Source organism: Mesorhizobium sp. M1E.F.Ca.ET.041.01.1.1 (assembly GCF_003997355.1).
GTDB lineage: Bacteria > Pseudomonadota > Alphaproteobacteria > Rhizobiales > Rhizobiaceae > Mesorhizobium.
Map to the genome: position 1 here is coordinate 1 of NZ_RZSL01000128.1, position 13,178 is coordinate 13,178.

The following is a 13,178-nucleotide window of genomic DNA, read 5'->3' on the forward strand; positions in this document are numbered from 1 at the left end:
ATCCGTGACAACATCGCCCCGGCCACCATCAACCTCGACAATCCGGAACGCGAGACGGCGCTCGATCTCGTGCCGAACAAGCCGCGCCAGCGCCAGATCGATGTGGCGCTGTCGAACTCGTTCGGCTTCGGCGGCACCAACGCCTCGCTCGTCTTCCAACGTTACAATGGCTGAGCAGCCAGCAAATCGGCAGGTCAGCCACTTGCCGTCATTTTTGCCAAATTTGCCCCTACGCTTCGGCTAGGGGATTCGTTGCAAGATCAGACGGTAGGGCGCCATGAATACAAATCCGGGCGACGGCGGGGAATTCGGACAGCGTCAGACGCAAGGGCCGATCGTGCCCAAGACAGCCGCCGAGGCCCTGCGGCCCGAGGCCGGCACCCCGCCGCCGTCGAAACGCTCCCGCGCCTCGCGCAGCCAGGTCGTCGTGTTCCTGAATTTCTTCCTTTCGGTGGTTATCCTTCTCGTTCTCGCCTCGGGTGCTGCGCTCTACTTCGGCATGCAGGCTTTCGTTGAGCCGGGCCCGTCCGCCAGCGGCGACACCTTCATGGTCAAGCCGAATACCGGCGTGCAGGAGATCGCCGACCAACTGGAACGTCGCGGCCTGGTCAGCGATGCGCGAATCTTCAGACTTGGCGTTCGCGCCACCGGCAATGACGCTGCGCTGAAGGCCGGCGAATACGCCATCAAGCCGCGCGCCTCGATGCGCGACATCATGGAGCTGTTCAAGAGCGGCAAGTCGGTGATGTATTCGCTGACCATCCCGGAGGGGCTGACGGTCGAGCAGGCGCTGCAGCGTGTGGCCGACCAGGAGGCGCTGACCGGCGACATGCCGGTGACCATGCCGCCGGAGGGCAGCATCGCGACCGACACGCTGCGCTTCACCCGCGGCGCCACCAGGCAGCAGATGATCGACAAGCTGGTCGCCGATCAGAAGAAGCTGGTCGAGGACGTCTGGGCGCATCGCTCACCCGACCTGCCGATCGCCAACATGGAGGACTTCGTCGTCCTGGCTTCGATCGTCGAGAAAGAGACCGGCAGGGGTGATGAGCGCTCGCGCGTCGCCGCCGTTTTCCTCAACCGGCTTGCCAAGGGCATGCGGCTGCAGTCCGACCCGACCATCATCTACGGCCTGTTCGGCGGCAAGGGCAAACCGGCCGACCGGCCGATCTACCAGTCCGACATCGACAAGCAGACGCCCTATAACACCTATCTGGTCAAGGGGCTGCCGCCGACGCCGATCGCCAATCCGGGCCGCGCGGCGCTGGAGGCAGTGGCCAATCCGTCGAAGACCGACGACCTCTATTTCGTCGCCGACGGCAATGGCGGCCATGTCTTTGCCGCGACGCTGGAAGAGCACAACCAGAACGTCGCCCGCTACCGGGCGCAGCAGAAGAAGCAGGCCGACGACGCGGCCAAGGCCTCCGGCCAGACGACGGCGCCAGCCGCTCCCGACGACAATGCCGACGGTGGCAATAGTGGCGCTGACAGCGGCGAGAATGGCGACGCCGCCCAATAGGCTGCAGCCTTGCCGGTTCTGTTCGCCTCCTTTGACGCCGGGCCGTATTCATGTTTTGAGGGGATATCCGATGCCTGGCCGAAGGTCGGGTGTCATATGGGGTATGCACGTTCGGGCAATCGCGCCCGGACCTGCGACAGGGGTGACAGGTATCATGGACGTGCAGAGCATGACCGGGTTCTCGCGCGCCGTCGCTGAACGCGACGGCACGTCGATTGCCTGGGAAGTGAAATCGGTCAACGGCAAGAGCGTCGAGGTGAGGCTGAGGCTGCCGCAGGGCTTCGACCGGCTGGAACCCGCTGTTCGGCAGACCGTGCAGAAGCGCTTCGCGCGCGGCAATTTCCAGGCGACGCTGACCGTCGGCCGCGCCGCCGCGCAGCAGGCGCAGCCGGTGGTCAACGAGGCTTTCCTGAAGGATCTGGCGGGCCTTGCCAAGCGCCTGCAGGAGCAGTTCGGCACACAGCCCGCCACCGCCGACGGACTGCTTGCGCTGCGCGGCGTCCTCGACATTCCGGAAGCCGTCGAGACGGAGGAGGAGCGGGCTGCCCTCGATGCCGCGATCCTGTCGGCGCTGGGGACGGCGCTCGCCGGGCTGGAACAGGCAAGGCGAAGCGAAGGCGCCGCGCTGCGCATGCTGTTGTCCGGCCACATCGACGCCATCGAGGCGCTGACGCTGAAGGCCGAGGCCGACCCGTCGCGCGAGCCGGCGGCGATCCGTGAACGCATGGCCGAGCAGGTCCGCCTGCTGATGGATGCGTCGGCCAATCTCGACGCGGTGCGGCTGCATCAGGAAGCAGCGTTCCTCGCCACCAAGGCCGACATCCTCGAGGAGATCGACCGGTTGAAGACGCATGTCGCATCGGGTCGTGCGTTGCTGGACAGCGGCGGCGCCGTCGGCCGCAAGCTCGATTTTCTGGCGCAGGAATTCAATCGCGAATCGAATACCTTGTGCTCCAAGTCGAACGCCGCCGCGGTGACCGCGATCGGGCTGGAGCTCAAGGCGGTGGTCGACCAGTTTCGCGAACAGGTCCAGAATCTGGAGTGACGGGAATGGTTGCCAAGGAGCCGACGGCTGCGAGGGATTTGGGATCCCGCATCCGCCGCCGCGGGCTGATGCTGGTGCTGTCGTCGCCGTCGGGCGCCGGCAAGTCGACGATCGCGCGCAATCTTCTGGAAAGCGATTCGAGCCTGGAGCTGTCGGTCTCCGTCACCACGAGGCCGCGCCGCGGCTCGGAGATCGAAGGCGTCCACTACCATTTCCGCACCATGCGCGAGTTCGAGCGGCTGCGCGATTCCGACGCGCTGCTGGAATGGGCGGAAGTGCATGGCAACTATTACGCGACGCCGCGCGAGCCGGCGGAAATAGCGCTGGCCGAAGGCCGCGACATGCTGTTCGACATCGACTGGCAGGGCGCCCAGCAGCTCAAGGAGAAGATGCGCGCCGACATCGTCTCGATCTTCATCCTGCCGCCCTCGATGAAGGAATTGAAAGCGCGCCTGAAGCGCCGCGCCGAGGACCAGGAGCAGGTCATCGAGACCCGGCTGAAGAATGCCCGCGTCGAGATCGAGCACTGGAAGGAATACGATTTCGTCATCGTCAACGATGACCTCGACCGCGCCTTCGCCGAGGTCCGCGCCATCGTCACCGCCGAGCGGCTTCGGCGCGACAGACGGCCTGGCCTGTTCGACTTCATCTCGGGATTGCTGGACGAGAAGACGGAATAGGCGTCGTCCCCTAACGATTGGCTATATCCAAGATGAGGCGCGCCAGCGGCGCCTCATCACCCGCAAAGCTCTCGATCATCGCGTGAAGGACACGCTCGCGCTCGAGCATATCGGCATTGAACGGGAATCCTGTGTTCTCCATCAACATCGCCAAGAAGGTGAGCTGTGTGCGGCCATTGCCTTCTCGGAAAGGATGAATGGCATTGATTTCGGCCAGGAAGTGCGCCGCCCGAACAGCGAAGCCTTTGATGCCGAGCCCACGAAGATGATCAGCATCTGCCAACTCTTCGAAGATTCTGCGCATCTCCCGGTCGATGTACTCGGGGTAGCAGAACCAATTGCCGCCTTTGCCGATGCGAATCGTGCGAACCTCGCCGGCCCATTCATAAACGTCCTGGAACAGGTGATGATGAACGGCTTTGTAGTGGCCGTAGTCCAGGTTGCCGACAGGAACCTGTTCATCGGCTCTGGTCAGGAAGAGCGCCAACTCGAATTCGTCGAGTTCGGCCTGGTCCTCAATATTCAGCTTATTGCGAAGAACTGTCGTGCCCGGGTAGCAAAGCGGATCTTCTTCAGCGGCGTAGACCACCTATGATCCTATTTCTTGCGGGATGCCTGTTCCTTGATCAGTGTTCTGCGTTCGTCGCCGCTCAGACCGCGCGCACGGCCTTCCCTCAGAATAGCGGCCATTCGGTGTGACAACCTGAGGCCCTCAACGGCGCTGATTTTTTCACCCCTGTCACTGGTCAGGATAAACTGACCACCTTGGGTCGAGCGAGCGGTGGCAGGTTTCTTTTTCATGCAATGACATTATCATGCCCGATGATTTCCGGGCAATCGCGTGGTGCGTCACGAGCCAATTCCCTCGACCAGAATGAGGTTGCGGCTGAGCGCGGCATCGCGGACCTCTAGTGCCGCCGCGTATTCTGGAGAGCGGTACCAGCGTCGTGCACTCTCCATGTCGGGGAATTCGACGACGATCAGCGGACCCGGCATCCAGTTGCCTTCCAGCTTCTCCACTTGCCCACCGCGTACCAGATAGCGCCCGCCATGCCGCGCAATGGAGGTCGCGGCACGGGTCCGGTAGGATTCGATTGCTTCCGTGTCACGGATTGTGACATCGGAAATGACATAGGCAGGCATCTTGTGCTCCAGGCTTGTTCGCCTGCCTATCTAAGTCGCCGCTTCCGACTTTCCAGCCAAATGCCCTGACTGTTGCAACGCATTCGTCAGCCGCACGAACTCCTCCACGCTGAGCGTCTCGGCGCGGCGGGTCGGGTCGATGCCGGCGCGGGTCAGCAGCGCCTCTCCACCGAGGCTTTTCACGCTTTGCCTGAGCATCTTGCGGCGCTGGCCGAAGGCGGCCTCGGTGACGCGGCCAAGCCTCCTGCCGTCGGCGGGCAGGGGGGATTGACGCGGCACCAGATGCACTACCGAGGAGGTTACCTTGGGCGGCGGGGTAAAAGCCTGCGGGGGCACGTCGAAGGCGATTCTTGCCTCGGTGCGCCAGCCGGCAAGCACGCCGAGCCGGCCGTAGGCGTCGCTGCCCGGGCCGGCGGTGATGCGCTCGGCCACCTCGCGCTGGAACATCAGCGTCATCGATTGATAGAAGGGCGGCCACTCGGCCACCGTCAGCCAGCGGATCAGAAGCTCGGTGCCGATATTGTAGGGCAGGTTGGCGGCGATCTTCACCGGGCCGCCATCCGCCGTGCGGGCGAGCGCGGCGAAATCCGTCTTCAGCGCATCGCCGGGAATGACCTCGAGCCGGCCGGGATAATGGCTGGAGACCTCCGCCAGCGCCTCCAGGCAGCGCTCGTCGCGTTCGATGGCGATCACGCGCCGTGCGCCGTTGAAGAGCAGCGCCCTGGTCAGCCCGCCGGGGCCGGGGCCGACCTCGATCACCGTCGCCTCGCCGAGCTCGCCGGCCGCGCGCGCGATCTTGCTCGTCAGATTGAGGTCGAGCAGGAAGTTCTGGCCGAGCGCCTTCTTCGCCTGCAAGCCGTGGCGCTCGATCACTTCGCGCAGCGGCGGCAATCCGTCGATGGTCGTGCGCCCCCCGTTCAATCGAGCCTCATGCGGCCGCGGCCTGGCGGCCGCTGTCGGCGAGCCGGCGCGCTAGCCTCAGCGCCGCGATCAGGCTGTCGGCACGCGCAATGCCCTTGCCGGCGATGTCGAAGGCCGTGCCATGGTCGGGCGAGGTGCGGATGAAGGGCAGGCCGAGCGTCACGTTGACGGCCTCGTCGAAAGCCAGCGTCTTGGCCGGGATCAGCGCCTGGTCGTGATACATGCAGAGCGCGGCGTCATAGCCCGCGCGTGCCCGCGGATGGAACATGGTGTCGGCCGCCAGCGGTCCGACTGCGTCGATGCCTTCGCTTTTGAGCGCCTCGACGGCCGGAAGGACGATGGACAGATCCTCCGAGCCTATAGTGCCGCCCTCGCCGGCATGCGGATTGAGCCCGGCAATGGCGAGCCGCGGCCGCGCGATGCCGAAGCGGCTTTTGAGATCGGCGGCGGTGATGCGCCCGGTGGCCACGATCAGCACCGTCGTCAGGACCTTCGGCACCTCGGCGAGCGGGATGTGGATGGTGACCGGAACGGTGCGCAGCTCTGGTCCGGCAAGCAGCATCACCGGCGTCACCTCGGCGCCAGTGTGGCGCGACGCCAGATGCGCCAGATATTCGGTATGACCGGGAAAGCGAAAGCCGGCATCGTAGAGTGGCTTCTTGGCGATCGGACAGGTGACCACCGCGGCGGCGTGGCCGGCGAGGCAGTCGGCGACGGCGCGGTCGATCGCCTCGATGGTGCCCGCGGCATTGGCCGGGTTCGGTTTTCCGGGGCTGTCCTGATGGCGGGCATGAAGCGGCACCACGGGCAGCGCGCGGGGAAAATGATGCACCGCTTGCCCCGGCAAGGTTTCGACGATCGCCACGGCAGCACCGGTCTCACGCGCGCGGGCCTCGATCAGGGCCGGGTCGGCGAGCAGGTAGAAAGGCGGCACGCCGGCGCTGTCGCCAGCCTGCCAGGCGGCGATGGCGATCTCGGGCCCGACGCCGGAAGGATCGCCGACGCTGAGCGCCAGCGGCGCATCGGTCCTGCGCATGTTCATGTCATCCTGCGCGGTGCCGTGCCTGCTTGAGGGCAGGGCAGCGGGCTGCAGCCTTGTTCTGTCACGCGCCAAAACCCCGCCGGTCTAGAGCAATTCCAGGAAAAGTGCGAAGCGGTTTTCCGTCCGGAATTGCGGAAAAGCAAATACTTAGAGCAATTCCAGGAAAAGTGCGAAGCGGTTTTCCGTCCGGAATTGCGGAAAAGGGAATGCATGGAGCAATTCCAGGGAAAGTGGGAAGCGGTTTTCCGTCCGGAATTGCGGAAAGGAAATGCATGGAGCGGATCGGCGCAAAATGCCGAACCGCTCTAGCGTTCGACGATCTTGGCCTTCTTGCGCAGTTCGTCGACATATTTCTTGCTGAGCTCGTCGGCGTCCTTGTCGTTGCCGCCCTCTGCCTGGAACACCATCTGCGCGGCCTTGTCGTCGGAAACCTCGCGCGAGGAGCATATGCCGATGAATTCGACGCCGCGCTCGGTCTCGCGCGTCGGCGTCGCGCCGCCGACCTTGGTCGCCTTGATCTGCTCAGCCCAGTCGGACGGCAATTGCGGTGCCAGCACCCGGCCGAGATCGCGCACCGTGACGTCCAGCAGTCCCTTGGCGAATTCGCGTGTGGTGTTGCAGCCGTTGAAGCGGGCGCGCATGGCATCGGCCTCGCGCTTGCGCTTGGCGAGCGTGGCGGCGCGCTCGGAGGCCGGCACGACGAAGATGACCTGCTGCAGCATGTATTCCATGGCGGTCGGCTTGGAGCCGCCCTTGTCCAGCATGCGGCGGACCGCGTCCTGCTCGGTCACCGAACCGCCCTCACCGGAACGGTAGCGTGCGCCAAGCGCCTGGTTCCAGGCCATCTGCGCGCGGATGAATTCCTTGAAATGCTCCTTGGTGACACCCGATTGCGACATGACCGCATCGAGCTTGGCCAGCGGCATCTTGTTGTTGGAGGCAAAGCGCTGATAGGCGGCGTCGACCTGCTGGTCGGTGATGCGGATGCCGAGCCGCTTGGCCTCGGCAAGGCGCAGCGTCTGGTCGATCATTTCCTGCGCCGCATCGCCTTTCTTGCGCTGCAGTTTGAAGAATGCGGCGCGGTGCGCGATGTCGCCGGTGGTGATCGGTATGTTGTTGACGACATATTTGATCTGGCTGGCGAAAGCCGGCGGCGCCATTGCCGTGATCGAAACCGAGGTCGCAGCCACCAGCAGCGCGAATCCTGCCGAAAACAGGTATTTCCTCATCTCACCTTCCCAATTCTTATCCGCCACGACGGCGCGGCACGTCCTCCGAACGCATGCGCTATGTGGTCGACCCCATGCCCGTCCTATGCGGCGAAACAATGTCGCCGGCGCATGACCCGGGAATCAAACCCATTTTCGGAGGATCATGCGCCAAATCAAGGCCCACATATCGTCCCGCGCCGAAGCGGCGCGCAACACGGTGGCCCGCGCCGGCCTCCGCTTACTGGATCGTGTCGACGGCGGCGGTCGACGAGCCGAAATCGCCGAGCGTGCGGAACGACAGGTTGAAGCCGATATTCTGCGACACTTCCTTGGTGACCGTATCGCGCGTTTGCGAGAACGTCATCACATAGGTGAAGCAGGAATCGTTGTAGGCGAAGCCGACACCGTCCTTGACCAGGACGCTTGTCTGTAGATCGTAGGTGCCGGTACCGAAAACCCGCCAGCTCTCCGCCAGATGCGTCGAGGCGCCGAGCGTGACCTCGTGGCGGTCCGTGGTGAAGCCGTAGAGCGGTTGCGCCTGGATGAAGGCATATTTGGCGCTCAGCGAAACCGGCAGGCCGGAATAGGCGGCCTTGACCTCCGCGCGCCTGACCTCGAAGGTCTGCTCGTCGAAACGGCCGCTGAGCGAGCCGGAGAAGCCGCTCGGGCTGTTGAAGCCGACAAGGCCGACATAGTCGGATTTCGCGGTCTGCAGGCCCGAATAGGCGCCGACATTGACGAGGTCCGGCGCATCGAACGAGTTCTCGCCGCCCAATTGGTACGACTGGCCGAAGATGGCGTTGGTGCCCCAGCCATTGTCGTAAGCGCCGGAATAGCGCACGCCGACATTGGCCCGCGTGCCGCCCTCTATGCGATCATAGCCGGAGAACTTGTCGCGCTCGAACAGCGTGGTGGCGTCGAAGACGAAGCTCTGCGCGTCTTCGTTTGGAACCGCGAGCCCACCGACATACTGTTCATTCGGGCGCACGAAAACCTGCGCCGTCGGCTCCAGGATGTGGCTGGAGTTCGGCATCGAGAACAACAGCGGCCAGCGCATTTCCAGGCCGAGGGTCGCCATGTAGCGGGCGAGCGAGGAGCGCATGTCGACGTTCTCGCCGAGATTCGCCGCCATCTGGTTGACCGCGGCCAGCGAGGCGGAAGTCTCCGAGTTGTATCCGGTGTCGCCGCGCAGCGCGAGCAGCGGCGTGAGCTGCAGGCCGCCATCGGTGGTGAAGGTGCGCTTCCATTCGGCTTCCGCCGTCAGCCGGCTGGATTGGCCCTCGAGGCCGCGCACGTTGTTGGTGGAGGTCGGATCGCCGGCATCGGCCAGCACCGCGTCCAGTCGGTCGCGGCTGATGACGCGGGCATTGACGTTGAGCGACAACTGGCCGCCGGCCACCGACGTGTCGGGGATATAGGCGTAGTCGAACGACGGCAGTACCCAAGGCTGCTTCGCGGCGCGCGCCGTCGGATCGCTGGACAGCGTGTCTTCCTGCACCTCGAAGCGCATCGCCCTGACGTCGAAATAATTGCGGTCGCTCAGGCCCGTCAGGTAGACCGACGACTGGTGGACGAGGTCGCCGTAGCCGTCGATGTTGTAGGTGCGTGAAAAGTTCTTGTCGGTCTGCAGCAGCACGTCCCAGCCGAAGTTCCAGCGCTCGTTGATGGCGAACTGGCCCTTGGTGCCCATCATGCCGCGGAACTTGTTGGGATCGCCGGGCTCTCCCGAATCGACCGTATGGCGATTGCCAGTGCCTATGAAGGCGTCGGGATCCTGCTGCTGGATGCCGGCGATCTTCAAGCTGTACTCGCCGTTGTTGAAACGCTGGCGCCATTCGGCCTCGCCGAGGAAGCCCTGCTTGGTGTAGCCGGTGCCGGTGACGGTTAGGTCATAGGTCGGCGAGAGGGCAAAGTAGTAGGGCACCTTCACGCCAACGCCGAGGTCGGTGTTGTAGACGATACCCGGGATCAGGAAACCGCTCTTGCGCTTGACCGTCGGGTCGGCGATTTCGAAGGCTGGCAGATAGGCGAGCGGGAAGCCGAAGAACTCGAAATTCGCGTTCTCGAAGCGAACCGTCTTCTTCTCGCCGTTCCAGATGATCTTTCTCGCCTTGACGCGCCAGGTCGGCGCCTTGTCCGGCTTGTCCTCGCAGGGCTCGCAGGCGGTGTAGACACCGTTGTGGAACGTCGTCAGCACGCCGCCCATGCGTTCGGCGCTTTCGGAAGCGAAATAGGCATCGTTGACGGTCTGGACGCGCAATGCGTTGACGAAGCCGTCGGCGAAGTCGTCAGTGATGTCGATATGGTCGGTATTGATCTTGGTGCCGTCGCTGTTGATCAGCTCGACGGCGCCGCTGGCGACGAGCCGCTTGGTGTCGCGATTGTACTCGACGCGCTGAGCGACCAGCTTGTTGCCGCCATAGTCGATCTGCACGGCGCCGACGGCGGTCACGGTGTGGTTGTCGTTGTTATAGACGAGCGTATCCGCGGCCAGCAGCATCTGCGTGCCGGAGGGAACAGGCTTAGCCGTGATGTCCTGCGCCAGCGCCGGTACCGCCGGTACCGCGCAAGCGAACAGACATGCCAAGGCGGTCGCCCCATAGAGGCGTGCCAAACCGGCCTGCCTATGGCTGCGCAAACCAGCCTCCCTCACTAGCCGTCTTCCTTGTATAGCAGAAACGTCACCCCGAAGAACATAGCCACGACAACCGGAACCCATGCAGCCACCACTGTAGGCACGAATCCGGCGACCCCGAATGCCTTGACCAGTACCGAAACGACATAAAGCAGAAAGCCGGCCAGGACGCCACCCAGAATCATCGTCGCCGACTGCCCCATTCGCGCAAATCGCATTGAAACCGTTGCCGCAATCAGCGTCATGGCGACGAGGAGGAACGGCAGCGCCACCAGCGAATCAAACTGCATGGCGAAGGCATTTGCCTTGAGGCCGAAGGATCGGGCAACCTCGATCTTGCCAGGCAACTCGTAGAACGGGATGGTTTCCGGGCGCGCCAGGCGCTCCTGGACGAATTCCGGCTTGAGGTTGGTCGGCACGCGGTCGGAAGCCTCTGGACGGATGGTACCGTCCTTGAACACCTTGACGTCCTGCAGTTCCCAGTAGCCGTCGCGCAGGAAAGCGCGCGCCGCGTCCTTGCGCTCGACGATGTTGCCCTTCTGGTCCAGCACGAAGAACACCGCGTCCGCCATCTCCAGGCCCTGGTTGAGGATGGCGCGGGCGCCGATGATGGTGTCGCCGGAGCTGGTCTTCTGCCTCAGCCAAGGTGTCGCATCGGAGGGAACGGCGTTCGATTTTCCGGCCCGCAGTTGATTCTCCATCTGCTCGGACCAGGAGAAGCCGTGCGCAGCGATCGGATTTAGCACACCGACGGACAGCACGCCGAACATCAGCGCGCCGACGCAGCACGGGAACAGGAACTGCCAGGCGGAGACGCCGGCCGAGCGCGCGATGACCAGCTCGTAGCGGCGGTTGAGCGACACCAGCGTCGCCATCGCCGAGAACAGCCCGACGAATGGCACCGTCTGCAGCATGATCATCGGCATCCTGAGCGCCGAAATGGCGAAGGCGGTGCCGTAGGTGAAGCCCGGCAGCCCGGTCGTGCGGCCCGAAAGCTCGGTGAAATCGATCAGGAACACCAGCGCAAGCAGGCCGAGGAAGAACCAGACGGTGATCGTCACATAGCGAAAGAAGAAATAGCGGCCCAGCGTCCAGCTCATCGTCAGGCTCCCTGGCCGGCGCCGCGCCGGGCGAGGCGCAACTTGAGCGCGGTCCAGCCCTCGCTGACGCGGCCGGCAAGGTTGGTCATCCAGTCGGCCCAGGCGGACGGCAGTTCCATGCTGCGCGAGGAGACGATGAACCAGACGGAGACCGCCGACGCCACGATCGGCACAGCGTAGACCAGGTAGGCGTAGTACCAGACCTTGTCGGCCTTGCCGGCTGCGAAGAAACCGAGCCAGCGCACGAACAGCGCGATTGCGATTGCCGTGATCAGCGGATGGATGCGCGCCTCGCGATGCGAGCGCGCGTCGACGGCCACGGCAAGCGCGATCAGCGCGAACACCAGCGAATAGGACCATTCGGAGAAACGCTGATCGATCTCGGCCCGGTAGCCGCCCGGGTTGCGCTGGTACATCCTGTCGTTGGGATCCGGGTTGAGCAGGTATGGCGTCGTCCGGTCCTTGGGCAGCAGCGTGATTTCGTTCGCCGCCGACATGAAGGCCGACAGGTCGAAGGCGTAGGAGGTGAAGCGGATGACGGAGAGGTCGCCGGTCACCGATTTGCGGTTGATGACGCCGTCATTCATCATCAGCACCTTCTCGTCGCCTTTTTCGACGATGCTGCCGGTCTTGGCGTAGTAGGTGAGGTTGGCGCCTTCCTCGCGCGAATCGGCGACGAAGATGCCGCCGAGCTTGTTGTCGGGGAGCCGTTCGCCGATCTGCAGGTATAGGCCGTCGTCGATCTTGCGGAACGTGCCTTCCTGGATGATCAGCGACAGAAGATCGGCGCGCGAGGCTGCCACCAGCTGGCGGTTCTTTTGCCTTGCGTAGGGATCGACGCCGTTGTCGACGGCAAAGGAAAAGACGCTGGCCGCAAGCGCCAGCAGGAGGATCGGCCGCGCGATCGTCCAGCGCGAGGCGCCGGCGGCGTTGATCACCGCGAGCTCCGAATCGGTGTTCATGGCGCTCAGCGTCTGCGCCACCGCGACCACCAGCGCGAACGGCACCACGATCGGAATGATCGACGGGATGATCAGGGCCGCGACTTCGAAGAAGGTCAGCGCCGACTGGCCGCTGTCGGTGACGAGGTCGATCTTGGCAAGCACCTGCGTCGTCCACACGATCGCCAGCGTCCAGACCAGCGCCGCCAGGAACATCGCGGTGGTGCGACGCATGATGTAGCGTTCAACGACCTTCATGAAGGCTTTTCTCGATTTTGCCGAACGGCATCATGCCCGCCGACAAGGTAGTCATCCGGCAGGGCCTGCACAACCAGGTCCATAGGCGGCTCATCTGGTTTGTCGCTCCACGCCACGCGCCCCGGCGCGGCGGAGTGTCTGCGCCAATGGATAAAAAATGCAAAACATTGATGGTTAACAGTAGGTTGCGGCAGGAAGCTTACATCTTGCCGCGACGAATCCTTCGTTGGTTTCGGCGCCGATATAGACAGCGATTTCGGCCGAAGTCTTGCCAAATGGCTGAAAACGACCAAATGTCGCGCACGCTTGAAAGCCGGTTCGCGGCGCCTCACCCCGAAAGCAGGATCTGATGACTTCGAGACCTTCGATTGCCTTCGCCAAATTCGCCGCGCCCAAAAAAGGCAGCGTCTTCGTGCTTGCGGCCGACGGTGGCGGGCTTGGCGAGGCCGCGAAGGCCTGCGATCCGGCGGGTGCGCTTGCCCGCGCGTTTCCGGTCGCCGATTTCTCCGGCAGGTTCGCGAACTCGGCCGAGGTTCTGGCGCCGGAAGGGACGTCGGTCGACCGGCTGGTCGCGATCGGCGCCGGCAAGGTCGCGAATCTCGGCGACCATGCCTGGCTGAAGCTCGGTGGCGCCGTTGCCGCCTCGTTGCGCAAGGCTGCGGAAGTCGCCGTGATCCTCGACC

Annotated in this window: 13 protein-coding genes and 1 pseudogene; 5 read left to right on the forward strand and 9 right to left on the reverse strand. The window is 64.1% G+C overall.

The genetic code is table 11. The features are described from left to right. From EOA38_RS40320 to gmk, 4 genes and pseudogenes are all read left to right on the forward strand, one after another. Positions 1–174 (forward strand): annotated as a pseudogene (locus EOA38_RS40320) (beta-ketoacyl-ACP synthase II); the annotation flags it as partial. A 103-nt stretch (positions 175–277) separates the two neighbouring features. Next, the gene (gene mltG, locus EOA38_RS13420; protein WP_126094841.1) at positions 278–1,519 is read left to right on the forward strand and encodes an endolytic transglycosylase MltG; all 1,242 of its coding nucleotides are present in this window, start codon (positions 278–280) and stop codon (positions 1,517–1,519) included. 154 nt (positions 1,520–1,673) lie between these two features. Then, the gene (locus EOA38_RS13425) at positions 1,674–2,564 is read left to right on the forward strand and encodes a YicC/YloC family endoribonuclease (RefSeq protein WP_126094840.1); all 891 of its coding nucleotides are present in this window, start codon (positions 1,674–1,676) and stop codon (positions 2,562–2,564) included. Positions 2,565–2,569: 5 nt separating this feature from the next. Further along, positions 2,570–3,244 carry a guanylate kinase gene (gene gmk / locus EOA38_RS13430; protein WP_126094839.1) on the forward strand — a complete coding sequence of 225 codons (675 nt, stop codon included), beginning with the start codon at positions 2,570–2,572 and terminating at the stop codon, positions 3,242–3,244. A 10-nt stretch (positions 3,245–3,254) separates the two neighbouring features. On the opposite strand, the gene EOA38_RS13435 is transcribed toward gmk, so the two are convergent. From EOA38_RS13435 to lptF, 9 genes are all read right to left on the reverse strand, one after another. Continuing rightward, positions 3,255–3,833, reverse strand: coding sequence for a Fic family protein (locus EOA38_RS13435; protein ID WP_126094838.1), 579 nt, complete (start codon positions 3,831–3,833; stop codon positions 3,255–3,257). Positions 3,834–3,841: 8 nt separating this feature from the next. Next, positions 3,842–4,045 carry a hypothetical protein gene (locus EOA38_RS13440; RefSeq protein WP_126094837.1) on the reverse strand — a complete coding sequence of 68 codons (204 nt, stop codon included), beginning with the start codon at positions 4,043–4,045 and terminating at the stop codon, positions 3,842–3,844. A gap of 48 nt (positions 4,046–4,093) precedes the next feature. Next, positions 4,094–4,387, reverse strand: coding sequence for a DUF1330 domain-containing protein (locus EOA38_RS13445; protein ID WP_126094836.1), 294 nt, complete (start codon positions 4,385–4,387; stop codon positions 4,094–4,096). Positions 4,388–4,417: 30 nt separating this feature from the next. Beyond that, positions 4,418–5,308 (reverse strand): 16S rRNA (adenine(1518)-N(6)/adenine(1519)-N(6))-dimethyltransferase RsmA, encoded by an 891-nt coding sequence (rsmA, locus tag EOA38_RS13450; RefSeq protein WP_126094835.1) that lies wholly within the window; start codon positions 5,306–5,308, stop codon positions 4,418–4,420. Between the two features lie 7 nt (positions 5,309–5,315). Beyond that, positions 5,316–6,344: a 4-hydroxythreonine-4-phosphate dehydrogenase PdxA gene (pdxA, locus tag EOA38_RS13455; protein ID WP_126094834.1), complete on the reverse strand. Its 1,029-nt coding sequence runs from the start codon at positions 6,342–6,344 to the stop codon at positions 5,316–5,318. Positions 6,345–6,655: 311 nt separating this feature from the next. Continuing rightward, a complete protein-coding gene (locus EOA38_RS13465) occupies positions 6,656–7,579 on the reverse strand; it encodes a peptidylprolyl isomerase (protein ID WP_126094833.1) in 924 nt (307 codons plus the stop codon). 220 nt (positions 7,580–7,799) lie between these two features. Continuing rightward, the gene (locus tag EOA38_RS13470; protein WP_189350180.1) at positions 7,800–10,214 is read right to left on the reverse strand and encodes an LPS-assembly protein LptD; all 2,415 of its coding nucleotides are present in this window, start codon (positions 10,212–10,214) and stop codon (positions 7,800–7,802) included. Next, positions 10,214–11,296: an LPS export ABC transporter permease LptG gene (gene lptG, locus EOA38_RS13475; RefSeq protein ID WP_126094831.1), complete on the reverse strand. Its 1,083-nt coding sequence runs from the start codon at positions 11,294–11,296 to the stop codon at positions 10,214–10,216. Before lptG ends, EOA38_RS13470 begins: the two co-directional genes overlap by 1 nt. A 2-nt stretch (positions 11,297–11,298) precedes the next feature. Then, positions 11,299–12,495 (reverse strand): LPS export ABC transporter permease LptF, encoded by a 1,197-nt coding sequence (lptF, locus tag EOA38_RS13480; RefSeq protein WP_126094830.1) that lies wholly within the window; start codon positions 12,493–12,495, stop codon positions 11,299–11,301. Between the two features lie 349 nt (positions 12,496–12,844). On the opposite strand from lptF, the gene EOA38_RS13485 reads away from it, so the two are divergent. Further along, positions 12,845–13,178 (forward strand): M17 family peptidase N-terminal domain-containing protein (locus EOA38_RS13485; protein WP_281060098.1); only part of this gene is annotated, 334 nt, incomplete at its 3' end.

Excerpts from the sequence above, each read along its gene's own strand:
- mltG (WP_126094841.1), top strand. The coding sequence starts at position 278 with ATGAATACAAATCCGGGCGACGGCGGGGAATTCGGACAGCGTCAGACG.
- EOA38_RS13425 (WP_126094840.1), top strand. The coding sequence starts at position 1,674 with ATGGACGTGCAGAGCATGACCGGGTTCTCGCGCGCCGTCGCTGAACGC.
- gmk (WP_126094839.1), top strand. The coding sequence starts at position 2,570 with ATGGTTGCCAAGGAGCCGACGGCTGCGAGGGATTTGGGATCCCGCATC.
- EOA38_RS13440 (WP_126094837.1), bottom strand. The coding sequence starts at position 4,045 with ATGAAAAAGAAACCTGCCACCGCTCGCTCGACCCAAGGTGGTCAGTTT.
- EOA38_RS13445 (WP_126094836.1), bottom strand. The coding sequence starts at position 4,387 with ATGCCTGCCTATGTCATTTCCGATGTCACAATCCGTGACACGGAAGCA.
- pdxA (WP_126094834.1), bottom strand. The coding sequence starts at position 6,344 with ATGCGCAGGACCGATGCGCCGCTGGCGCTCAGCGTCGGCGATCCTTCC.
- EOA38_RS13465 (WP_126094833.1), bottom strand. The coding sequence starts at position 7,579 with ATGAGGAAATACCTGTTTTCGGCAGGATTCGCGCTGCTGGTGGCTGCG.
- lptG (WP_126094831.1), bottom strand. The coding sequence starts at position 11,296 with ATGAGCTGGACGCTGGGCCGCTATTTCTTCTTTCGCTATGTGACGATC.
- lptF (WP_126094830.1), bottom strand. The coding sequence starts at position 12,495 with ATGAAGGTCGTTGAACGCTACATCATGCGTCGCACCACCGCGATGTTC.